The organism is Amaricoccus sp. (genome assembly GCF_047602525.1).
In the GTDB taxonomy this organism is placed as follows: Bacteria; Pseudomonadota; Alphaproteobacteria; order Rhodobacterales; family Rhodobacteraceae; genus Amaricoccus.
Genome location: NZ_JASGHB010000001.1, coordinates 54837 through 75927, shown reverse-complemented (window position 1 = coordinate 75927; position 21091 = coordinate 54837). Strand labels below are relative to the sequence as shown.

The 21091-nt window shown below is 73.5% G+C and carries 22 protein-coding genes; 6 read left to right on the top strand and 16 right to left on the bottom strand.

Translation table 11 applies throughout. The annotated features are described in order from the left end of the window. The first annotated feature begins 9 nt into the window (after positions 1 to 9). Both QM699_RS00455 and QM699_RS00450 read left to right on the top strand, forming a co-directional pair. Positions 10 to 375: an MliC family protein gene (locus QM699_RS00455; RefSeq protein WP_415012654.1), complete on the top strand. Its 366-nt coding sequence runs from the start codon at positions 10 to 12 to the stop codon at positions 373 to 375. Then, positions 372 to 2051, top strand: a complete 1680-nt coding sequence (locus QM699_RS00450) for a Na+/H+ antiporter (RefSeq protein ID WP_415012653.1) — start codon at positions 372 to 374, stop codon at positions 2049 to 2051. The genes QM699_RS00455 and QM699_RS00450 overlap by 4 nt, the downstream gene beginning before the upstream one ends. A 2-nt stretch (positions 2052 to 2053) precedes the next feature. Here the strand turns inward: QM699_RS00450 and QM699_RS00445 are convergent, their stop codons facing one another. From QM699_RS00445 to QM699_RS00430, 4 genes are all read right to left on the bottom strand, one after another. Continuing rightward, complete coding sequence (locus QM699_RS00445) at positions 2054 to 3577, bottom strand: malonate--CoA ligase (protein WP_415009331.1); 1524 nt, start codon at positions 3575 to 3577, stop codon at positions 2054 to 2056. Further along, the gene (gene speB, locus QM699_RS00440; protein WP_415009330.1) at positions 3574 to 4632 is read right to left on the bottom strand and encodes an agmatinase; all 1059 of its coding nucleotides are present in this window, start codon (positions 4630 to 4632) and stop codon (positions 3574 to 3576) included. Before speB ends, QM699_RS00445 begins: the two co-directional genes overlap by 4 nt. Before the next feature lie 351 nt (positions 4633 to 4983). Continuing rightward, entirely contained in the window at positions 4984 to 5970 is a 987-nt protein-coding gene (locus QM699_RS00435) for an ABC transporter substrate-binding protein (protein WP_415009329.1), read from the bottom strand. A 42-nt stretch (positions 5971 to 6012) separates the two neighbouring features. Beyond that, complete coding sequence (locus tag QM699_RS00430) at positions 6013 to 6846, bottom strand: ABC transporter permease (RefSeq protein ID WP_415009328.1); 834 nt, start codon at positions 6844 to 6846, stop codon at positions 6013 to 6015. A gap of 53 nt (positions 6847 to 6899) precedes the next feature. On the opposite strand from QM699_RS00430, the gene QM699_RS00425 reads away from it, so the two are divergent. Next, entirely contained in the window at positions 6900 to 8033 is a 1134-nt protein-coding gene (locus QM699_RS00425) for a winged helix-turn-helix domain-containing protein (protein ID WP_415009327.1), read from the top strand. Between the two features lie 35 nt (positions 8034 to 8068). On the opposite strand, the gene QM699_RS00420 is transcribed toward QM699_RS00425, so the two are convergent. The 12 genes from QM699_RS00420 to QM699_RS00365 form a co-directional block, all read right to left on the bottom strand. Further along, positions 8069 to 9100, bottom strand: a complete 1032-nt coding sequence (locus QM699_RS00420; RefSeq protein ID WP_415009326.1) for an ABC transporter permease — start codon at positions 9098 to 9100, stop codon at positions 8069 to 8071. Between the two features lie 64 nt (positions 9101 to 9164). After that, entirely contained in the window at positions 9165 to 10388 is a 1224-nt protein-coding gene (locus tag QM699_RS00415) for a hypothetical protein (RefSeq protein ID WP_415009325.1), read from the bottom strand. Then, entirely contained in the window at positions 10385 to 11026 is a 642-nt protein-coding gene (locus tag QM699_RS00410; protein ID WP_415009324.1) for a hypothetical protein, read from the bottom strand. Before QM699_RS00410 ends, QM699_RS00415 begins: the two co-directional genes overlap by 4 nt. A 2-nt stretch (positions 11027 to 11028) precedes the next feature. Then, entirely contained in the window at positions 11029 to 11952 is a 924-nt protein-coding gene (locus QM699_RS00405) for a VWA domain-containing protein (RefSeq protein WP_415009323.1), read from the bottom strand. After that, complete coding sequence (locus QM699_RS00400) at positions 11949 to 12905, bottom strand: VWA domain-containing protein (RefSeq protein WP_415009322.1); 957 nt, start codon at positions 12903 to 12905, stop codon at positions 11949 to 11951. The genes QM699_RS00405 and QM699_RS00400 overlap by 4 nt, the downstream gene beginning before the upstream one ends. Positions 12906 to 12910: 5 nt before the next feature. Continuing rightward, complete coding sequence (locus QM699_RS00395; RefSeq protein ID WP_415009321.1) at positions 12911 to 13279, bottom strand: hypothetical protein; 369 nt, start codon at positions 13277 to 13279, stop codon at positions 12911 to 12913. Continuing rightward, positions 13279 to 14181, bottom strand: a complete 903-nt coding sequence (locus QM699_RS00390) for a DUF58 domain-containing protein (protein WP_415009320.1) — start codon at positions 14179 to 14181, stop codon at positions 13279 to 13281. The genes QM699_RS00395 and QM699_RS00390 overlap by 1 nt, the downstream gene beginning before the upstream one ends. Continuing rightward, entirely contained in the window at positions 14181 to 15173 is a 993-nt protein-coding gene (locus tag QM699_RS00385; RefSeq protein WP_415009319.1) for an AAA family ATPase, read from the bottom strand. The genes QM699_RS00390 and QM699_RS00385 overlap by 1 nt, the downstream gene beginning before the upstream one ends. Before the next feature lie 117 nt (positions 15174 to 15290). Further along, positions 15291 to 15881 (bottom strand): glycerol-3-phosphate 1-O-acyltransferase PlsY, encoded by a 591-nt coding sequence (gene plsY, locus QM699_RS00380; protein WP_415009318.1) that lies wholly within the window; start codon positions 15879 to 15881, stop codon positions 15291 to 15293. After that, on the bottom strand, positions 15878 to 17143 hold the full coding sequence (gene pyrC, locus QM699_RS00375; RefSeq protein WP_415009317.1) for a dihydroorotase: 1266 nt from the start codon (positions 17141 to 17143) through the stop codon (positions 15878 to 15880). The genes plsY and pyrC overlap by 4 nt, the downstream gene beginning before the upstream one ends. Further along, positions 17140 to 18147 (bottom strand): alpha/beta hydrolase family protein, encoded by a 1008-nt coding sequence (locus QM699_RS00370; RefSeq protein ID WP_415009316.1) that lies wholly within the window; start codon positions 18145 to 18147, stop codon positions 17140 to 17142. Before QM699_RS00370 ends, pyrC begins: the two co-directional genes overlap by 4 nt. After that, complete coding sequence (locus QM699_RS00365) at positions 18141 to 19127, bottom strand: aspartate carbamoyltransferase catalytic subunit (RefSeq protein WP_415009315.1); 987 nt, start codon at positions 19125 to 19127, stop codon at positions 18141 to 18143. Before QM699_RS00365 ends, QM699_RS00370 begins: the two co-directional genes overlap by 7 nt. 394 nt (positions 19128 to 19521) lie before the next feature. Between QM699_RS00365 and QM699_RS00360 the strand changes: the two genes are divergently transcribed. The 3 genes from QM699_RS00360 (at position 19522) to moaB (ending at position 21079) form a co-directional block, all read left to right on the top strand. Beyond that, positions 19522 to 19656 (top strand): hypothetical protein, encoded by a 135-nt coding sequence (locus QM699_RS00360; protein ID WP_415009314.1) that lies wholly within the window; start codon positions 19522 to 19524, stop codon positions 19654 to 19656. 87 nt (positions 19657 to 19743) lie between these two features. Beyond that, complete coding sequence (locus QM699_RS00355) at positions 19744 to 20559, top strand: uracil-DNA glycosylase (protein ID WP_415012652.1); 816 nt, start codon at positions 19744 to 19746, stop codon at positions 20557 to 20559. Beyond that, entirely contained in the window at positions 20549 to 21079 is a 531-nt protein-coding gene (gene moaB, locus QM699_RS00350; protein ID WP_415009313.1) for a molybdenum cofactor biosynthesis protein B, read from the top strand. Before QM699_RS00355 ends, moaB begins: the two co-directional genes overlap by 11 nt. Positions 21080 to 21091: the final 12 nt, after the last annotated feature.

The following is a 21091-nucleotide window of genomic DNA, read 5'->3' as shown; positions in this document are numbered from 1 at the left end:
ACCCGACCGATGCGCCTCGCCCTCGCCTTCTGCCTCGCCCTGCTGGCGGGCCCCGCCGCAGCCGGATCCCAACGGATCGCCGAGGGCCGGACCGTCGAGGGACTGACCGTCGAGGGACTGACCACTCACTACACCTGCGAGGGCGGTGCCCACCTGCCGGTGGCCTACGTCAACACACCGGCGGGCGACTCCTACGCCGTGCTGGTCTACGACGGCCGGATGGCGGTGCTGAAGGCCGGGATCACCGGGTCGGGCGTGCGCTATGTCTCCGTCGACGGCACGCAGCTCGTCTGGCACGTGAAGGGCCAGTCCGGCTTCCTCGCGCACGACGATGCGGACGAGACGATGATCCTGCCGGACTGCACCGCACGCTGATCCCGCCGGGCCCGCCCCACACCAAACGCCGCCGGAGGCCCGTCCTGGAGCACGTCGTCGTCGCCTCGCTGCTCATCCTGCTGGCCGTCGTCGTCAGCGGCTGGCTGGCGCGACTGCTGCCGGTCGACATGCCGCTGCCGCTGGTGCAGATCGCCACCGGCGCGGTCATGGCCGCCGGCACCGGGCTCGGCCTCCGGCTTGATCCGGACGTCTTCTTCCTGCTGTTCCTGCCGCCGCTGCTGTTCCTCGACGGCTGGCGCATCCCGAAGGACGGCCTGCTGCGCGACTTTCGCGAGATCGCCGACCTCGCCCTCGGGCTGGTGGTGTTCAGCGTGATCGGGATCGGCTTCCTCGTGCACTGGATGATCCCGGCGATGCCGCTGCCGGTGGCCTTTGCGCTGGCCGCCGTGCTCTCGCCGACCGATCCGGTGGCGGTCGGGGCCATCCTGCGCAAGGCTCCGGTGCCGCCGCGGCTCGTGCAGGTGCTCGAGGGCGAGTCGCTGCTCAACGACGCCTCGGGTCTCGTCTGCATGCGCTTTGCGGTCGCCGCGATGGTCACGGGCGGCTTCTCGGTGCTGTCGGCCGCCGGGACGTTCGTCTGGCTCGTTGCCGGTGGCATCACGGCCGGGGTGGCGACGACGCTCGGCATCACCCTGCTGCAGGGCCGCATCGCCATGCGCCTCGGCGAGGAGCCGGGCTCGAAGATCCTCGTGAGCCTGCTGCTGCCGTTCGGTGCCTACCTGCTGGCCGAAGGGCTCGGCGCGTCGGGCATTCTCGCCGCGGTCGCGGCCGGCATCGCCATGGCCTATGTCGAGCAATCGGGCCGGGCGATGCCCGCGACGCGGATGCGGCGCATCGCGGTGTGGGACATGGTGCAGTTCGGCCTGAACGGCGCGATGTTCGTGCTGATCGGCGAGCAGCTGCCGACGATCGCCCGGGGGGCGGTGACGGCGGTCGGCGGGGTGCATGGCCGGGGGGCGGCCCTGCTGCTCGTCCATGTGGTCGTCATCACGCTGGCGCTCGTGCTGCTGCGCTTCGTCTGGGTCTGGGTGTCGCTGCGGCTCCGGCCGTTCCGGCGCGACCCGGGGGGCCAGCCGGCGATGCGGGCGCTTCTCGTCGTGGCATTCGCCGGCGCGCGCGGCTCGATCACCCTTGCCGGCATCCTGACCCTGCCGCTCGAGGCGAACGGCGCCCCCTTCCCCGCCCGGGATCTGGCGATCACGCTGGCGGCCGGGGTCGTCATCCTGTCGATCGCGACCGCCGGCATCGCGCTGCCGTGGCTTCTCGCTGGCTTCGGGCCGCTCCGCGAGGACGAGGCCGAACGCTCCGAACGCCGCGCGCGCAAGGCCGCCGCGCTTGCCGCGATCGACGCCATCGAGCGGGTCTCGCATGACGAGCACTCGATCTCGGCCCGGGCCGTCACCTGGATGGAGGCGGCGGCGCGCGTCTCCAGCCTTTACCGTACGCGGATCGACGGCATGTCGAAGACCGGCGACGAGGCGGAGGAGGTGCGCCGCACCGTCGCGATCGACCGCGAGCTGCGTCTCGCCGGCCTGCGGGCCGAGCGCGCGACCTATTACCGCCTCGGCCGCGAGCGCAAGCTGTCCGACGCGCTGGTCCGCCGGCTGGTCGCCGAGATCGACCAGGCGGAAACCCGGCTGACGCAGAGCTTCTGACGCTATCCGAAGAGCGCCGCGAACTGCTCGCGGAGCAGGTTCTTCTGCACCTTGCCCATGGCGTTGCGTGGCAGCTCGTCGACCACCGCGACGTGCTTCGGCAGCTTGAAGGCCGCCAGCCGGTCGCGCAGCGCCGCCACCACGTCGCCGGGATCGGACGTCACGGTGAGCACCGCCACCACCGCCTCGCCGAAATCCGGGTGCGGCACGCCGACCACGGCGCTCTCGGTCACGCCCGGAAGCGCGTCGAGCGCGGTCTCGACCTCCTTGGGATAGACGTTGAGCCCGCCGGTGATGATGAAATCCTTCGCCCGGCCGACGATGGTGACGTAGCCATCCGCGGCGATGCGCGCCACGTCGCCGGTGACGAACCAGCCGCCGGGCCGCATCTCCTCGGCCGTCTTCGCCGGCAGGCGCCAGTAGCCCTTGAAGACGTTGGGGCCGCGCACCTCCAGCACGCCGGTCTCGTCCGGCGCGAGGATCTCGCCCTCGCTCCCGGCGACGCGCAGCGCCACCCCGGGCAGCGCCGGGCCGACCGTGCCCGCCCGGCACTCGCCGTCGAGCGGGTTCGAGGTGCTCATGCCGGTCTCGGTCATGCCGTAGCGCTCGAGGATGCGCTGGCCCGTGCGGGCCTCGAACGCCTCGTGGGTCGCGGCCAGCAGCGGCGCCGAGCCGGAGACGAAGAGCCGCATCCCCGCCGCGGCCTCGCGGGTCAGCCGCTCGCTCGCCAGCATCCGGGTGTAGAACGTCGGCACGCCCATCATCACCGTCGCCCGCGGCAGCAGGCGGATCACCCGGTCGGGATCGAACTTCGGCAGGAAGATCATCCGCCCGCCGTTCAGCAGCATGAGGTTCAGCGCGACGAAGAGCCCGTGGGTGTGAAAGAGCGGCAGGGCGTGGATCAGCACGTCGTCGGGACGAAAGCCCCAGAAACGATGCAGCGTCGTGGCGTTCGACCAGAGATTGTCGTTGGTCAGCATCGCGCCCTTGGAGCGCCCGGTGGTCCCGGAGGTGTAGAGGATCGCGGCGAGGTCGTCGCCGACGCGCGCGACCGCCTCGCGCTCGGAGGGCAGCCGGGCCGCCTGCGCCACCAGCGTCCCCTCGCCCGCCGTCCCGAGGGTCAGCAGCCAGGCACGGCCGGCGATCGGCGCGAGCGCGCCTTCATGCGCCGGGTCGCAGACCACCACCTTCGGCTCGGCGTCGGCAATGAAATGCGCGAGCTCCGCCGGGGTATACGCGGGATTGAGCGGCACGTAGACCGCGCCCGCCTGCAGCACGCCGAGGTAGAGGCCGATGCCCCCGACCGACTTCTCGACCTGCACCGCCACCCGGTCGCCGGGCTGCACCCCGGAGGCGACGAGCAGCGAGGCGATCCGTCCCGCCCGGTCGAGCAGTTCGGCAAAGGTCATCCGCGTGCCGTCGTCGGTCTCGAGAAAGATCGCCGAGCGGTCGGCCGGGAAGCCCGAGGCGAGCCGGGCGAAGAGATTGGCGTTGCCGCCCGGGGCGAAACTCACGGGGCGGCTCAAGGGGCATCCCTCCGGAAGCGCGGGCTGACCGCGACGAGGCTGAGGATTTCGAAGAGCATCTGCGCGCCGGCGTGGGCGGTGTTGGTGGTGGCGTCGTAGGCCGGCGCCACCTCGACCACGTCGCCGCCCACGAGGTCGATGCCGGCAAGCCCGCGCAGGATCGCCTGCACCTCGCGCGTGGTCAGCCCGCCGATCTCCGGCGTGCCGGTGCCGGGAGCGAAGGCGGGATCGAGCGAGTCGATGTCGAAGGAGAGATAGGTGGGCCCGTCGCCCACCACCGCGCGGGCCCTGGCGATGATCGCCGGGATGCCGATCAGGTCGACCTCCTCGGCATGGATGCAGGTCATGCCGGACTCCGTCGCGAACTCGTAGAGATATTCCGAGGCGCCGCGCAGGCCGATCTGGATGGTGCGCGTCGGATCGAGCACGCCCGCGAGCACCGCGTTGCGGAACGGCGCGCCATGGTTCTCGCGCAGGCCGTCGAACGGGCCGCCGGTGTCGGAATGCGCGTCGATGTGGACGAGGCCGACGGGGCGGTCGCGGCCGACCGCGCGCAGGATCGGGTAGGTCATCGAGTGGTCGCCGCCGACCGAGAGCGGCACGACGCCCTGGGCCACCTGCGCCGCAGTCCACGCCTCGATCTCGCGGTGGCTCGAGGCGATGTCGTAACGGCTGGAGAACGGCACGTCGCCGACGTCGGCGACGCGCAGGTCGTAGATCGGCGCGACGTCGAGCACGTGGTGGTAGGGGCCGACGCGCTCGATGGTGCGCACCGCGCGCGGTCCGAAGCGGGTGCCGGCGCGGTTGCCGGCGCCGAGGTCCATCGGCACGCCGGAGATCGCGACGTCGAGGCCGGAAAAGTCCGGCTGGCCGGGATCGACCTGCCGGAACGGCGCGGTCAGGAAGGTGGGCACGCCGACGAACGGCGCGGGCCGCGCGCCGCGGCTGAACACCCGCTCGGCGACGCGGGCGAACTTCGGATCGTGCATCCGTCCGCCGGGGTCGTCGGCATAGCGCGCGCGCAGGCGCTCCAGATCCGTCTCGCTCCAGGCCATGGCGGGCCTCCTTTTTGTTCTCTAAATTCTTTCGGCGAAAGCGGAATTTTCCCCGCCAGCCTGACACCGGGCGACCGAAGCGGCCTTCCCCGCGAGTTGTCGGCGCGACAAGCGAACGCACTGCGTTCGCCGCGCCAACGGCGGGGAGCGCGGGACGCGCGGAGGCCGTCAGGGGCGCAGATTCCTGCGGCAGGGTGCCAATCCGGCTGTGGCTGCCCCGGCTCGCGCGGTAACGCGCCTGCCCCCCGGAGGGGCAGACGCGGACGGATTTGTCGACGGACAAATCCGTCATTCTTCAGCGTCCCGAGACATGCTCGCGCCGGGGTCTCTGTTTCGCCGTTCGATATACCGCTACTTGAACGCCGCGTCCGTCACCGCGTGGGTCCACGCGCCCTCCGGCTTCTTGGTGATGACCGGATCCGACCCCGCCGTCAGCAGCGTCTCGACCGTCCGGTCGTAGTCCGCCGGATCGAGCGTGCCATCCGTCCCGGCGGTGAGCTTCGCGACCTCGCCCATCATCCGCTTCTGGTGCTTCTCGGTCTGTGCCCCGGTCTCGTCGTTGTCGAGCACGATCATCGCCGCGTCGTCGGGGTTCTCCTCCGCCCACTTCCAGCCCTTCATGCTGGCGCGGACGAACTTCGCCATGGTCTCGACGAAGGCCGGATCCTTGAGCTTGTCCTCCAGCACATAGAGCCCGTCCTCGAGCGTCGCGACGCCCTCGTCCTCGTACTTGAACACCGTCAGATCCTCGGGCTTCAGCCCGGCGTCGATCACCTGCCAGTATTCGTTGTAGGTCATCGTCGAGATGCAGGCCGCCTGCTTCTGCAGCAGCGGGTCGACGTTGAAGCCCTGCTTCAGCACGGTGACGCCCTGCGGGCTGCCGTCGGTCGGGATGCCGAGCTTCGACATCCACGACAGGAACGGATACTCGTTGCCGCCGAACCAGACGCCGAGCGTGTGCCCGGGGAAGTCCTTGGTCGAGGTCACGCCCGAGTCGTTGCGGCAGGTGAGCATCATGCCCGAGCGCTTGAACGGCTGGGCGATGTTGACGAGCGGCAGGCCCTTCTCGCGCGCGGCGAGCGCCGAGGGCATCCAGTCGATCACCACGTCGGCGCCGCCGCCGGAGATCACCTGCGCCGGCGCCACGTCCGGGCCGCCCGGCTTGATGGTGACGTCGAGCCCCTCGTCCTTGTAGAACCCCTTGTCCTTGGCGACGTAGTAGCCGGCGAACTGCGCCTGCGTCACCCACTTCAGTTGCAGCGTCACATCCTCGGCGCTGGCGCCGGAGGCGAGGAGCGCCAGGGCGGAGGCCCCGGCGAGCGCGATCCACGTCTTCATCTGCTTGGCTCTCCCATGTTGGACCTGTCGCCGGAGCCCTCGTCACCGCCGTTGCGAGGGGTGCCAGAAGGTCACCCACCGCTCGACCAGCGCCACGGCACCGTAGAACGCCGAACCCACCAGCGCCGCGACCGCGATCTCCGCCCAGACCATGTCGAGGGCGAGGCGCCCCACTTCGGTCGAGATGCGAAACCCCATGCCGAGCGTGGGCGAGCCGAAGAACTCCGCCACGATCGCCCCTATCAAAGCGAGCGTCGTGCAGATTTTCAAGCCGTTGAACAGGAACGGCGCCGCCGCCGGCAGGCGCAGCTTCCAGAGCGTCTGCCAGTAGCCGGCGGCGTAGGTGCGCATCAGGTCGCGCTGCATCGGATCGGCGCTGGCGAGGCCCTGCACGGTGTTCACCAGCATCGGGAAGAACACCATGAACACGACCACCGCCGCCTTCGACTGCCAGTCGAATCCGAACCACATCACCATGATCGGCGCGAGCCCGACGATCGGCAGCGCCGAGGCGAAGGTGCCGACCGGCAGCAGGCCCCGGCGCAGGAACGGCACGCGGTCGGCGAGGATGCCGGTCAGGATCGCCGCGCCGCAGCCGATCGCATAGCCCGAGAGCGCGCCCTTCACCACCGTCTGCATCACATCGGCCCGCAGCACCGGCCCGCTGGCGACGAGCCGTGCCCAGATCGCGCTCGGCGCCGGCAGCAGCACGGGCGAGATGGCGAAGGCCCGCACCGCGATCTCCCAGAGCGCCAGCACCGTCGCGCCGAACACCAGCGCCGGCAGCAGGCGCCTCCAGCCGGTCGTCGCCCGCGCCGCGAGCCAGACGTTCAGGAGCCAGCCGGCGAGCCAGACGACGACCCCGAGGGTAATCATCGCCTTGCCTCCCCACGCCGTTGCCCTATCCCATTGCCGGCGGAGGAGACCGCATGTCCAAGCCCCGGCCGCTCGCCCTGGCCGACGCCCGCCGCCTGTGGCTCCGGGCGCAGCGGCTCGACGTGGCCGCGCCGTTCGGCGCCGGGCCGGCCGCCACCCGCGCCGCGGTCGAGCATCTGGGCTATGTGCAGATCGACACCATCAACGTCGTCGAACGGGCGCACCACCACATCCTCTGGAGCCGGATCCCCGCCTATGCCCGCGCCGATCTTGGCCAGGCGCAGGCCGGCGAGAAATCGGTCTTCGAGTACTGGGCGCACGCGCTCGCCTATATCCCGACGCGCGACTACCGGCACTTCATCGCGGCGATGCGGGCGCACCGGGAGAAGCCGGCCGCCTGGTTCGGCGGCGTGACGGAGGCGGAGCTTGCCGCCATCGTCCGGCGCATCCGCCGCGACGGGGCGCTCAGCATCCGGGACATCGACGACGAGGAGCTGGTCGACAAGACCCACCCCTGGGCCAGCCGCAAGCCCTCGAAGCGCGTGCTGCAGCACGGCTTCTTCGGCGGCCAGCTCACCGTGAGCGCGCGCGCCGGCATGGTGAAGACCTACGAGCTCAGCGAGCGCCATTTCGGCTGGCCACCGCGTCCGCGCGTCGCGACCGAGGCGCAGACGCTCGAGTACCTGCTCGACCGGGCGCTGCGGGCGCAGGGCGTCGTGAGCCTCGAGTCGGCCTGCTACATGGACGCGCCGCGCAAGAAGGCGATGGCCGCGCTGATCGAGGCGCGGGTGCGGCGGCGCCGGCTGGTTCCGGTCGCCATCGACGGACTGAAGCCGCACTGGGCGATGCCGGAGGCGCTGGCGGAGGCCGTGCCCACGACCGGCCTCGTGCACGTGCTCTCGCCGTTCGACCCGCTGGTGATCCAGCGCACCCGGCTGGAGCAGATGTTCGGCCACGCCCACCGCTTCGAGGCCTATGTCCCGGCCGCGAAACGCAGGTACGGCTATTTCGCGCTGCCGGTGCTGGTCGGCGACCGGGTGGCGGCGGTGATCGACACCAAGGCGGATCGGGCGGAAGGACGGCTGCTCGTGCAACAGTGGAGCTGGATCGGCGGCCCCCGCGACGGCGACAAGGCCGCGATCGAGGACGCGCTCCAGCGCTTCGAGGCGTTCCAGTTCGGGGCGTAGGGCGTCGCGCGCGCCGGCCCTGGAAGGCGCGCCGATCATCGCCGGCCCCCCATCGCCGCGAAGGTCAGCCGTTCCGCGAGCGCCACCAGCCCGACCAGCCCCGCGGCACAGATCGAGGCCATCACCAGCGCCGCCCAGATCTGCACCGTCTGGCCGTAGTAGCTGCCCGAGAGCATCCGCGCGCCCAGGCCCGCGACCGCGCCGGTCGGCAACTCGCCGATGATCGCGCCGACGAGACTCGCCGCGACCGCGACCTTCAGCGAGGCGAAGAGCCAGGGCAGCGCCGAGGGCCAGCGCAGGCGCACGAAGGTCTGCCAGCGGCTCGCGTTCCACGTGCGCATCTGGTCGAGCAGCATCCGCTCCGGGCTCCGCAGCCCCTGCACCATGCCGACGGCCACGGGAAAGAAGCTCAGGTACATCGAGATGATCGCCTTCGGCAGCAGCCCGGTGACGCCGACCGAGTTCAGCACGACGACGATCATCGGCGCGATGGCGAGGATCGGCACCGTCTGGCTCGAGATCACCCAGGGCATCACGCTCGTGTCGATCGAGCGGACATGCACGATCAGCGTCGCGAGCACGATCCCGAGCCCGGCCCCGAGGCCGAAGCCCGCGAGCGTCGCGGCCAGCGTCACCCAGGCGTGATAGACGAGGCTGCGCTTCGAGCCGACCGGCACCGCGACGGTGGTCTTCCACAGCTCCGCCACCACCTGATGCGGCGCCGGCAGGCGCGGGCGATCCTGCTGCATCGTGTCGAGAACCAGCTCGCGCGCGCCGAGCACACGCCCCTCGCGCCCGGCCTGGTCGCGCGCCCACGGCGCGTTCAGCACCACCGCGAAGGCGTACCAGAGCACGAGGGTCGCCGCGACGACGCACAGCACCGGCAGCGCCCGTCCCTCGCCGCCGACCCGGGCCGGGCGCCCGGCCGCTCCGCTCGCCTCGCTCGCCATCCCGTGCCCGCCGACCGCCTCGCCTGCCCGGACGTTAGCAAGAAACCCCGCGCCGTCCATGCCCTTGCGCGCGGGCGGGCGGCGGCTGACGACACGATCCCGAGCGATGAGCGCCAAACGACCGAAGCCTGCGCTCGCGCGGGCGGGCGTCAGGCGTGACAGGCAGGCCCAGCGTGGTGGGCTACCGCTCGCGCCACGCCTGCCGTGCCAGCCCGGCGAGGCCGTCCTGCGGTCCCTGTCCCGGCCCCTCTCCCGGCCGCCCGAACAGCGTTCCGTCGAGGCGCGCCAGCGCGCCGGAGGCCGACGGATCACGCCCGCGCGCCGCCAGCAGCGCGACGAGCGCCCGGCGGGCGGCCACCGGGTCGCGGCGCGCCTCGGCGAGACGCAGCGCCAGCCCGACGCGCGCCGCGCGCAGCCGCCGTCGCACGCGCCCGCCCGCGCCGCCACGGCCGCGGCCGAGCCGGGGCAGCAGCGCGGCGCAGCCGACGAGCGCCCCGAGCGCCAGCCCGACCGGCACGGCGCGCCGCGCCACCGGGCCGGGCGCCTTCGGCAGGCTGGTGCCGGCGAAGGCGATCTCGGCCCCGCGCAGCATCTCCTCGCGCCAGACGCGGGCGGAGGTGTCGAACCAGGGCACGGGAATGTTGTCGAGATCGGCCGGCACCGTGCTCTGCGGCTGCATCCGATAGCGCCAGACCACCCGGGAGACCGGCCCGTCCGGCGTGCGCTCGACGCTGCGCTCCTCGCCGTCGACGAAGCTGAACAGGTTGCCCGCCGCCATCTGCGGCGCCGAGGGCAGCGCCTCGGGCGGCAGGCCCGCGACCTCCAGCGTCACCGTGCGCCGCGCCCAGCCCCCGGGCGGGATCCGGTCCGGCGCCGGGTCCCAGTCGTCGGTCAGCCGCACCGCGCGAGCCGGCATCCAGAACGGCTGGCGCAGGCCGGTCGCGACCGTCGGCGGCGGCGGCGGCGCGGCCACGTCGAACACGACCGGCGCCGAGCGCGCATCCATCGCCATCCGCCCGCCGGACCCGGCGAAGATCAGGTGGTGGGTGATCGGCCCGATCTCCTGCCGGCCGGCCTTCTGCGGGAAGAAGGCGAAGCGCACCTCGTAGACCTTCACCGCGCGGTTGCCGATCATCGCGTCCGACCACTCCGGCGGCCCGAGCTGCATCCAGCTCCAGCCCGGCAGCGGCGGCACCGCCAGCTCTTCCTTCGCCACGTTGCCGACATATTCGCCGTGCAGCGTGGCGAGCACCATCTCGCCCAGCACCGGCCCCTCGCCGGCCGTCCCGCCCGCGGGCGCCGGATCGGGCACGACCGCGAGGCTGACCTCCGGGGGCCACGCGGTCTCGGCCACCGCACGCCACGGCAGCAGCGCCAGCATCAGGGCGAGAGCGAGACGGATCACCACGGATCCCCCGTCGGCGGCGGCGCCGTGCCCTCGCTCACGCGCCGTTCGTGCTCCGCGGCGATCGTGAGCTTCACATAGCGGCCGGGGTCGTCGGGCAGCGTGCGCAGCCAGTCCGCCGTCGCGTCCACCGACTGGATCGAATCGCTCGGCCGCGGCAGGCGGGGCCGCGCGCGCATCAGCGCCTGGATGTGCATCTCGTAGGTGCCGGGGTTCTTCGCCTCGACCGCGGCGTTGGCGACGCCGACCTTGCCCCAGGTGCCGCCCCCGTCGCCGCTCCGCCGCGTGATGAACTGCTCCACCAGGGCGCGGTTGGCCCGGGCGTCGGCGTCGGTCGGATCGGCGTAGAGCGCCGCATCGAAATAGTCCGCCGCCAGCTCGTAGCGCCCGGCGAGCGCCAGCGTGTTGCCGCGGTTGTAGGTGGCGCCACGGCCGGCCGCCTGGAACGCCAGCTCGGCCGCGTCGTAACGCCCGGCCTCGTAGAGCGCCACGCCGCGCCAGCGGGGCGCCTCGAGGAGCGGCGCGGCGATGCCCGGGGCCCCGGCCCGGAGCGCGAGCCGCCCCCAGGCCGCCGGCCCCGCGGCGACGATCGCCGCCAGCGCCAGCGCCGCGCAGACCCAGGGCACCACGCGCCGCATCCTCACGCGCTCCGCCGGAACAGGCCGAGCGCCAGCAGCAGCGGCAGCACCGCCAGCGCCCGGCCGTAGTCGTGCCAGCCGAGATGGCGCAGCGCGGCAGGGACCGCCTGCGTGCCGCCGCCGGCCCGCACGGCCGCGAGCAGCGGGGCGGGATCGGCAAGGCCCGCGGCCACGCCGCCCCCCGCGCGGGCGAGGGCGGCGAGCCCGGCCGGATCGCCCGCCGGCAGGTCCGAGGGCCGCTCCGTCGGAGCGACGGCCAGCGTCGAGACCCGGGCGCCGGCAGCCTGGAGCGGTGCGACCTCCGCCAGCGCCGCGCCCGCGCCACCACCGTCGCTCACCACCACCACGTCGGCCTGCAGCGTCCCGGATTCCGCCAGAAGCCGCCCGGCGGCGCGCAGGCCGCAGGCGAGGCAGCTGCCCGGATCGGGCACGGTCTCGCCGTCGAGCGCGGCGATGAGCGGGCCGAGCGCGGCACCGTCGGTGGTGAGCGGGCTCGCGAGATAGGCGTCGCCGGCATAGACCACCAGTCCCGCCGGACGGGCGCCGGCCGCCTGCACCACCAGCCGCGCCGCGGACTCGGCCTCGTCGAGCGCGCCGCCGGCGCTCATCGAGCGCGACAGGTCGAGGACGACGACCAGCCCGTCGAGGTTGCGGAACGTCGGTGCGCTGCGGTCGCGCAGCGCCGGGCCCGCCAGCGCGAGGGACAGCGTGGCGAGCAGCGCCGCCGGCAGGCGCCCGGATCGCCGCGTGCCCGGCAGGACCCGCCCGAGCCGGCCCATCGCCTGCAGCAGCACCGGGTCCATCGCCGCCGCCCAGCCGGCCGGCGCCCGCGCGCGCCGGTCGGCCAGCCGCGCCGTCAAGGCGATGACCGGCAGCGCCAGCAGCCACCACGGCCGCAGCAGCGCCAGCTCGCCCCAGGTGATCACGGCCGCAGCCCCGCGCCGGCGAGGAGCGCGAGACCGGCCGCAAGCGCGAGGCCGGCCGGCCATGGCCAGAGCGGCTGCTGCACCGACACCGATTCCGCCTGATGCGCGGTTGCCTCCATCCGGTCGATTTCGCCGCTCACCGTGGCGAGGTCGGCGGTGGTGCGCACCCGGAACGTGTCGCCGCCGGTCGCCGCCGCCATCCGCTCCAGCGTCTCCGCGTCGACCGAATCGCGGGTCGCGCCCGCCTCGCCGGTCGCCGTCACCCCGAGCGCGATGGTGTGGACGCGGATGCCGAGTTCGCGCGCGAGACGCGAGGCGCCGACCGGCGCCACCCGCCCGCTGGTGTCGACGCCATCGGAGAGCAGAACCACCACCCGGCTCGCCGCATCGCTCGCCGACAGCCGCTTCAGCGCGAGGCCGAGCCCGTCGCTGATCGCGGTCGAGCGGCCGGAAATGCCGATCGTCGCGCCCTCGATGGCGCGCGCCACCGCCTCGGTGTCGTAGGTCATCGGCGTGGCGAAATACGGCGTCTCGGCAAAGATCACGAGGCCCATGCGGTCGCCCGCCCGCCCCCGGGCAAAGGCGGAGCCCACCGCCTTGACCGCGTCGAGCCGGCTGACGGTGCGGCCGTCGATCTGGAAATCCTCGGTCTCCATGCTGCCGGACAGGTCGAGGACCAGCACGATGTCGCGCCCCGAGACCGGCAGCGCGCCGGTATCGGCCAGCCGCTGCGGCCCGGCCAGCGCGACGACGAGGCAGGTCCAGACCAGCGCCGGCAGCAGCACGGGCAGCCGCACCAGCAGCCCGTGCCGCGGCGCCTCGCCGAGCCGCCGGGCGATGGTCGGCGGCACCAGCAGCGCGGCCCGCGCGTGCACCACCGGCGGCAGGAGGCGCCGGGCCAGGAATGGCAGCGGCAGCAGGAGCAGCGCGGCGGGGGTTGCGAGGCTCCACATCCGGCTCAGACCCCGAGCGCGCGGGCAAGCCGGCGCTCCTCCGCATCGAGGTCGAGCCCGGGCTCCGGCAGATAGAGGCCGGCCTCGAGCGCCGGCCGCGGTGCGACGCCGGGCGGCAGCTCCCGGGCGGCGAGCCGCGCCAGCGCCAGGTGCCGCTCGGCCGGCGCGAGAGGACGGGCGGCGGCGATCGCGCCGCGCAGCCGGCGGCGCGGGTCGTTCCGCCGCGCCAGCACCAGCCGCAGCAGGCCATAAAGCGCGAGCGCCGCCAGCAGGCCGAGGCCGAACGCGAGCAGCCCGTCGGCCCAGCCCTCGGCCTCGGTCGGCACCGGCCAGCGGACCGGGCGCAGCTCGGTGGCGAGCGCCGCGGGGTCCATCACCGCCACCCGTCGAAGAGATCCCACGCCCGGGCCAGCGCGTCACCCTCGGCCCGCACGTCGACGGCCATCGCCGGGATGCCGAGCCGGGCCAGCCCGTCGCGCCGGTCGGCCGCGGGCTCCGGCCGGCCGACGTGCCGCCCGCGCCCGTCGGCATAGGCATAGGTTCCGGCCGGCGGCGCCAGCTCGAAGGCGTCCTGCACCAGCAGGAGCTTCAGCCGCCCGGCCCGGCCGAGCGAGCCTGCCAGCGCCTCGAACTCCCGCCCCGGATCGTCGAGGGCGGTGGCGAGCACGAAGCTGGTGCCGCGCGGCGCGAGGCCGACCGCCGCCTCGAGCAGCCGGTCGAGCGCCGGCTCGGGGGCGCGCCCGGGCGCACCGGCGCTGGCGAGGGCCGCGGCATGGGCCGCCGCGAGCCCGCCTGCCACCGCCGCCATGCCGGCGAGCCGGCCGCGCGGCGGCACGTAGCGCATCTCGCCCGCCGCGAGCGCCAGCGCCCCGACCCGGCCCTCGGCCTCAAGCGCCCGCCAGCCGCCGAGCGCCAGCGCCTCGGCCGCCGCCACCGAGCGCAGCGCCCGTCGCGTGCCCCAGAGCATCGCGGCGCGAAAATCCGCGACGAGGAGCACGGTCGCGCCGCGCTCCTCGCGAAAGCTGCGCACGTGCGGCGTGCCGGTGCGGGCGGTGACGTTGCGGTCGAGGTAGCGCACGTCGTCGCCCTCGACGAACGGCCGCACGTCGATCGTCTCGAGCCCCGCGCCGCGCCGCCGCCCGGGAAAGCCCGCCGGCCGCAGGTCGGGGTGCCAGCGCCCGCCGACGCCGGAGCGCAGGTGCCGGCGCAGCGCCAGCAGCCGCTCGGGCGTAACGTCGAGCGCCGGGTCGTCGGTCTGGCGGGCGGCGGACGGCATCACAGCGCCGGGACGCGCTCGACCAGCGTCGCGACCAGACCGCGCGCGGTCACGCCGTCGGCCGCCGCGCGCCAGGTCGGCACCAGCCGGTGCGCCAGCACGTCGGGCGCGAGATCGGCCACGTCCTCGGGCACTGCGTGGTCGCGCCCGCGCAGGAACGCCCGCGCCCGGGCCCCGGCCGCGAGCGCCAGCGTGCCGCGCGGCGAAACCGGGTGCTGGATCGCCGCCCGCACCTCCGGCACCGTGTCCGGCTCGCGGGTCGCCGCCACCAGCCGGACGATGTAGTCCTTGAGCGCCGGGGCGAGATGCACCGCGCGCACCTCTTCCCGCGCTGCCGCGAGCCCGCCGGCGCCGAGCCGCTCGACCGGCACGTGCCGCGCCGCGCGCTCCTCGCTCTCCACGAGGTCGAGGATCGCCCGCTCCTCGGCCTGTCCGGGATAGTCGAGCAGGACGTGCAGCATGAAGCGGTCGAGTTGCGCCTCGGGCAGCGGGAAGGTGCCCTCGTGCTCGATGGAGTTCTGCGTCGCCACCACCATGAACGGGTCGGGCAGCGGCCGCGTCTCGCCGCCGACCGTCACCTGCCGCTCGGCCATCGCCTCGAGCAGCGCCGACTGCACCTTGGGCGGCGCGCGGTTGATCTCGTCGACCAGCACCAGCGAGTGAAAGACCGGCCCGGCGACGAACTCGAACGCGCCGCGGTCGGGCTTCAGCACCAGCGTCCCGGTCAGGTCGGCGGGCATCAGGTCCGGCGTGCACTGGATGCGCGCGAAGCTCACGTCGAGCGCCTCGGCGAGGAACCGCGCCGCCCGGGTCTTGGCGAGCCCCGGCGGCCCCTCGAGCAGCAGGTGCCCGCCGGTCAGCACGCCGATCGCCAGCCGCTCGACGAGCGACGCCCGGCCGATGAGCCCGGCCTCCAGCCCGTCGACCACACCGCCCAGCGCCGCGCGGGCCTCGCGCGCCGGCATCCGGGTGTCCCGGCTGTCGTCCTCCATCGCTTCCTCCCTCGCGCGGAGCCGCCTTTTGCGGCCAGCATCGCGGAAGTCGCGCGGCTTTGACAGGGCTTCGCGGGACCGACCTTGGTCCCATTCCGGCCGAAGCCCGGGCGGGCCTTATTTGCCCTTGCCGATCTTCGGCTCGGTGCCGGCGAGGAGCCGGCGGATGTTGGCGTGGTGCCGCACGACGACCAGCACCGCCAGCGCGACCGCGAGCCAGATCGCATCGCTGCGCCCGAAGAGCGCGAGCCAGACCGGCGCGGAGGCCGCCGCCACCAGCGCCGCGAGCGAGGAGAAGCGGAAGGCGAAGGCCGTGGCGAGCCACGTCAGACACGCGGCGATCCCCGCGGGCCAGGCAAGCGCCAGCAGGATGCCGAGAAACGTCGCCACCCCCTTGCCGCCGCGAAACCCGAGCCAGACCGGAAAGAGATGCCCGAGGAACGCCCCGAGCGCGGCGAAGAGCGCCGCCGGCTCGCCGGCGATCGCACGCGCCACCAGCACCGCGACCGCACCCTTGCCGCCGTCGAGGAGCAGCGTCGCGAGCGCCGCGCCCTTGTTGCCGGTGCGCAGCACGTTGGTCGCACCGATGTTGCCCGAGCCGATCGAGCGCAGGTCGCCGAGCCCCATGGCCCGGGTGACGAGCACCCCGAACGGGATCGAGCCCACCAGATAGCCGAGGACGAGCGCGACGAGAAAGGTGAGGCTCATGCGGTCTCCCTCGCGAAAACCTGCCGGCCGCCGACCCAGGTGGCGAGCACGCGGCCCTGCATCCGGCGCAGGTCGTAGGGGGTGTTCTTCGACTTCGAGCGCAGCGTCGCCCGGTCGAGCACGAAGGGCGCGTCCGGATCGAAGAGCACGAGATCGGCCGGGGCGCCGGCCTCGAGCCGCCCGCCGGGCAGCCCGAGCAGCTTCGCGGGGTTGAGCGCCAGCGCCCGCCAGAGCGCCGGCAGGCCGAGGTGCCCGCCGTGCACGAGCTGCATCGCCGCCGGCAGCAGCGTTTCGAGCCCGACCGCGCCGGGTGCGGCCTCCTCGAACGGCAGGCGCTTCTCTTCCTCGTCCTGCGGCGTGTGGAACGAGCCAACGATGTCGAGCTCGCCCGCGGCCAGCGCCTCGACCAGCGCCATGCGGTCCTCCTCGGAGCGCAGCGGCGGGCGCAGCTTGAAGAACGTGCGATAGTCGCCGATGTCGAATTCGTTCAGCGTCAGGTGGTGGATCGAGGCGCCGGCCGTCACGCGCAGGCCCGCGGCCCGCGCCCTCGCCAGCGCCGAGAGCGCGCCCGCGGTCGAGAGCTGGTCGGCGTGATAGCGCACGCCGGTCGCCTCGACGAGCGCGAGGTCGCGCTCGAGCCCGATCCGCTCGGCGAGCGGCGAGACCGCGGGCAGGCCGAGCTGGCTCGCGAACTGGCCGGACGTGGCGCAGGCGCCCTCGCTCAGGTGCGGCTCCTGCGGGTGGCCGAGCACCAGCGCGCCGAGGCCGGCAGCATAGGTGAGACACCGCTGGAAGACCCGGGTGTCGCGCACCGCCCGGCAGTCCATGAACCCCACGGCACCCGCGTCCATCAGGAAGCCGATTTCGGTCATCTCCTGCCCGTCGCGCCCCTTGGTGAGCGCGGCCAGAGGCAGCACGCGGACCGGGCTCGTCTCCACCGCCCGACGCTGCAGGAACTCGAGCGTCTCGGGCGTGTCGATCGCCGGCGCGGTATCGGGCCGGGTGACCATGGTCGTGACGCCACCCGCCGCCGCCGCGGCCCCGGCGGTGCGGAAGCTCTCCTTGTGGCGCTCCCCCGGCTCGCCGACCTTGACGCCGATGTCGACGATCCCGGGCGCCAGGTGCCGCCCGCCACAATCCTCGCCGGGCCGGATCCCCTCGAAGACCTCGGCGATCACCCCGTCGCGGATCACGAGGCCGCCGGTGAAGAGCCGGTCGGTGGCCGGGTCGACGAGACGGGCGTTGCTGAGGACAAGGGTCATCGGGTTTCCAAAGCCTCGGCGATCATGTCGGCGAGCCGGGCGTGCACGCGGCCCCGCTCCTCCGCATCCTCGCTGCAAATCGTGTCGTCCTCGCCCTCGGCCGCGAGGATCTTCGCTCCCCGCGGCTGGCACAGCGCCATGGCGCTGAAGGGCGTGGCGCCGGGGATACTGGCGTAGGCCGCACTCTCGGCGCGCAGGCCGGACGCGTCCAGATAGGGTGCGACGTCGCCCGGAGCGCCGAGATTGATGACGCTCACCCGCGGGACCATTCCCGCGAGGCTGTCCGCCGCCAGGCTCGTCGTCAGTTCAGGGTCGATCGCCACGATGGTTCCGATCCGTTGATCCAGACTGCTGCGGACCAGCGTCGTGGTATCGACGGCGTGCAGGTCCACGCCGGCGGCACCGAACCACGCACAATCCGGTCCCGGATCCGGGACATCACAGGAACGGACGTAGCTCGCGGGATCAATGCGCGCCCCGGCCAGCATCAGCGCGGCGGTGCCGCCCAGAAAGAAGCCGACAGCCGAGGCCGGGGCGGGCCCGGCGTGCGGGCCGAAGGCCGGGTCCGCCTCCAGCGCGCTCAGCGCAGCGGTCAGGTCGGCCGGCCGCAGCCAGACCTCGGCCACCCCCTCGTTCGGTCCCGCCAACCTGCGCGGCGGCACCGCAACGACGAGCGCCCCGCGGGATGCAAGATCGGCGGCAATCCATCCGCTCTGGTTCGGAGCAGCGCGCAGACCACCGTGCGCCAGGAGGACGACGGGGAACCTGCCCTCCGAGACGTCAGCCCCTCGCAGCGCCGGAACACCCTGGAAAACCTTGTTCTCGCCGACCTGCTCCGCGCTGCCACCGTCGCCCGCCGGATACCAGATGGTTGCGGCGATCGGCTCGGCACGCTCCGGCGCCGTCACGGTGAATTCACGGACACCGACCGGGCTGGCGGACAGGGCGGGGGCCGCGGCGAGGGCCAATGTCGCAACGAGGGCGGTGCGGATCCCGGTCAGCATGCCGCCGCCCCGCCCGGCTCGTTCCGCCCGCGCTGGTTTCGCGCCAGCAGGTCCATCGCCGCCATGCGCACCGCGACCCCCATCTCCACCTGCTCCTGGATCACGCTGATGTTGATGTCGTCGGCCAGGAGCCCGTCGATCTCCACCCCGCGGTTCATCGGCCCTGGGTGCATGACGATGGCGTCGGGCCTGGCGCTCGCGAGCTTCTCCGCGTCGAGCCCGAAGCGGTGGTAATACTCGCGCATCGACGGGATCAGCGCCCCGTCCATCCGCTCCTTCTGCAGGCGCAGCATCATCACCACGTCGGCGCCCTCGAGCCCCTTCGCCATGTCCTCGAAGATCTCCACCCCCATCCGGTCCGCCCCCGGCGGGATCAGCGTCGGCGGCCCGATCAGCCGCACCCGGTTCTCCATCCGCCCGAGCAGGATCATGTTCGATCGCGCCACCCGGCTGTGGGCGATGTCGCCGCAGATCGCCACGGTGAGGCGCGAGAGCCGCCCCTTGCGCCGGCGGATGGTCAGCGCGTCGAGCAGCGCCTGGGTCGGGTGCTCGTGCCGCCCGTCGCCAGCGTTGAGGACGGCGCAATTGACCTTGGAAGCGAGCAGGTTGACCGCGCCGGACGACGGATGGCGCACCACGAGGAGGTCGGGGTGCATGGCATTCAGCGTCATCGCCGTGTCGATCAGCGTCTCGCCCTTTTTCACCGACGACTGCGCCACGCTCATGTTCATCACCGCCGCGCCGAGCCGCTTGCCGGCCAGCTCGAAGCTCGCCTGCGTGCGGGTCGAGGCTTCGAAGAACATGTTGATCTGGGTCAGGCCCTTCAGCGCGTCCGACCGCTTGTCCGTCTGGCGGTTGAGCGCGACATAGGTCTCGGCGAGGTCGAGGATGCTCTCGATGTCGGCACGCGAGAGGCCCTCGATGCCGAGGAGATGGCGGTGCGCGAACAAGCGAGGCCTCCGGGTCCGGGTCGGCCGCATCTATAGCAGCCGCGCGGCGGGCGGCAACCCGGAGCGCCACGGCGGTTGCGCGCCGGCCACCCGATGCTATCGTCGCGCAAGCCCCGTGTCCGGCGGAGGACCTGTCCGATACTTTTGCGCCTTGGCCTGCTGATTGCCGCGACCCTTGCGCCGCTGCCGGCGCTCGCGCTGTCGAACGCCGCGAGCTATCTCGTCAGCCAGGAGATCGCCACGGCCTGCGAGGGCGGCTCGGGGCGCTACGACCCGGCCTCCGTCGTCGAGCGCGATCTCGATGGCGACGGCCGCGACGACCTGCTGATCGCCCACGAGGGAATCGAGTGCACCCGCACCGGCCGCAGCGGCGAATGCGGCATGATGGTGTGCTCGTTCCGGATTCTGGCTGCGCCGCGGCGAGTTGCTGACGCTGGCGGTCGACGACATGATGGGCGCCGAGGTGACGGTAGGCGCGGGCTCGCCGCCGGAGATCCGCTGGCTGGCCCACGACGGCGCTGCGTTCGGCATCCGCTGGGACGGCACCGGCTTCCGCTGAGCCGCCGCACTGCGCCTCGGCACGAGACTGGCCCAGCGGCCGTATCCGGCCTAGGGTCCGGCGCGCAGGAGGAGGCCCGCCTTGGGGATCGAGTTGTTGACGCAGGCCGAGCTCGTCGCCGCGCTGGCCTGGCAGGTGGAGTGCGGCGCTGACGAGGCGATCGGCGAGCTGCCGGTCGACCGCTTCGACCTGGCCGAGGCCCCTGCCCCGGCGCGGTCGCGCCCCGCTCCTGCAACCGCACGCCCGGCGTCCGCGGCAACCCCGGCGCCCGCCGCACCCCCGCCGTCCGCGGCCGTGCCGGCGGGCGGCGCGGCGGCGACGGCAGCGGCATGTGCCGATCTGGCGGCGCTCAAGGCGGCCCTCGCCGCCTTCGACGGGCTTGCCGCGCTGCGCGCCGGCGCCCGCTCCACCGTCTTTGCCGACGGCGACCCCGCCGCCCGCCTGATGGTGATCGGCGAGGCACCCGGCCGCGACGAGGATCGCGCCGGCCTGCCCTTCGTCGGCCGCTCGGGCCAGCTCCTCGACCGGATGCTGGCGGCGATCGGCCTGTCCCGCGCGGCGGATGATCCCGGCCGCGCGGTCTACATCACCAACACCCTGCCCTGGCGCCCTCCGGCGAACCGCGAACCCTCTGGCGACGAGGTGGCCGCCCTGCTGCCATTCCTGCACCGCCACATCGAGCTTGCGGCGCCGGATTTCCTGCTGCTGCTCGGCAGCTCGGCGGTTCGCACCCTGTTGCAGACCACCGACGGCATCACCCGGCGGCGCGGCAAGTGGGCCGAGCTGGCCGGGCGGCCGGTGATCGCGACGTGGCACCCGGCGGCGCTGCTGCGCGATCCGATCCGCAAGCGCGAGGCCTGGGCCGATCTCCTGTTGCTGAAGGACCGCCTCGATGCCGGATAGCGTGCCCTTCGTCCCGGTGCGCATTGCCGTGCTGACCGTCTCCGACACCCGTGGCCCCGCCGACGACCGCTCCGGCGCGGTGCTGGTGGAGCGGTTGCAGGCGGCCGGGCACCTGCTCGCCGACCGGGCCCTCGTCACCGACGACCAGCCGCTGATCGAGGCACGGCTCCGGGCCTGGATTGCCGACCCCGCCGTCGACGTGGTGATCTCCACCGGCGGCACCGGCCTGACCGGCCGCGACGTGACGGTCGAGGCACACGAAGCCGTCTACGAGAAGGTCATCCCCGCCTTCGGCACGCTCTTCACGATGATCTCGTTCCAGAAGATCGGCACCTCGGCGATCCAGAGCCGCGCCTGCGCCGGCGTCGCGCGCGGCACCTACCTCTTTGCCCTGCCCGGCTCGCCCGGCGCCTGCAAGGATGCCTGGGACGGCATCCTCGCGGCGCAGCTCGACCTTCGCCATCGGCCGTGCAACTTCGTCGAGATCATGCCCCGGCTGGAAGAGCATCGGCGGAAGTAGGATCGCTTCCCT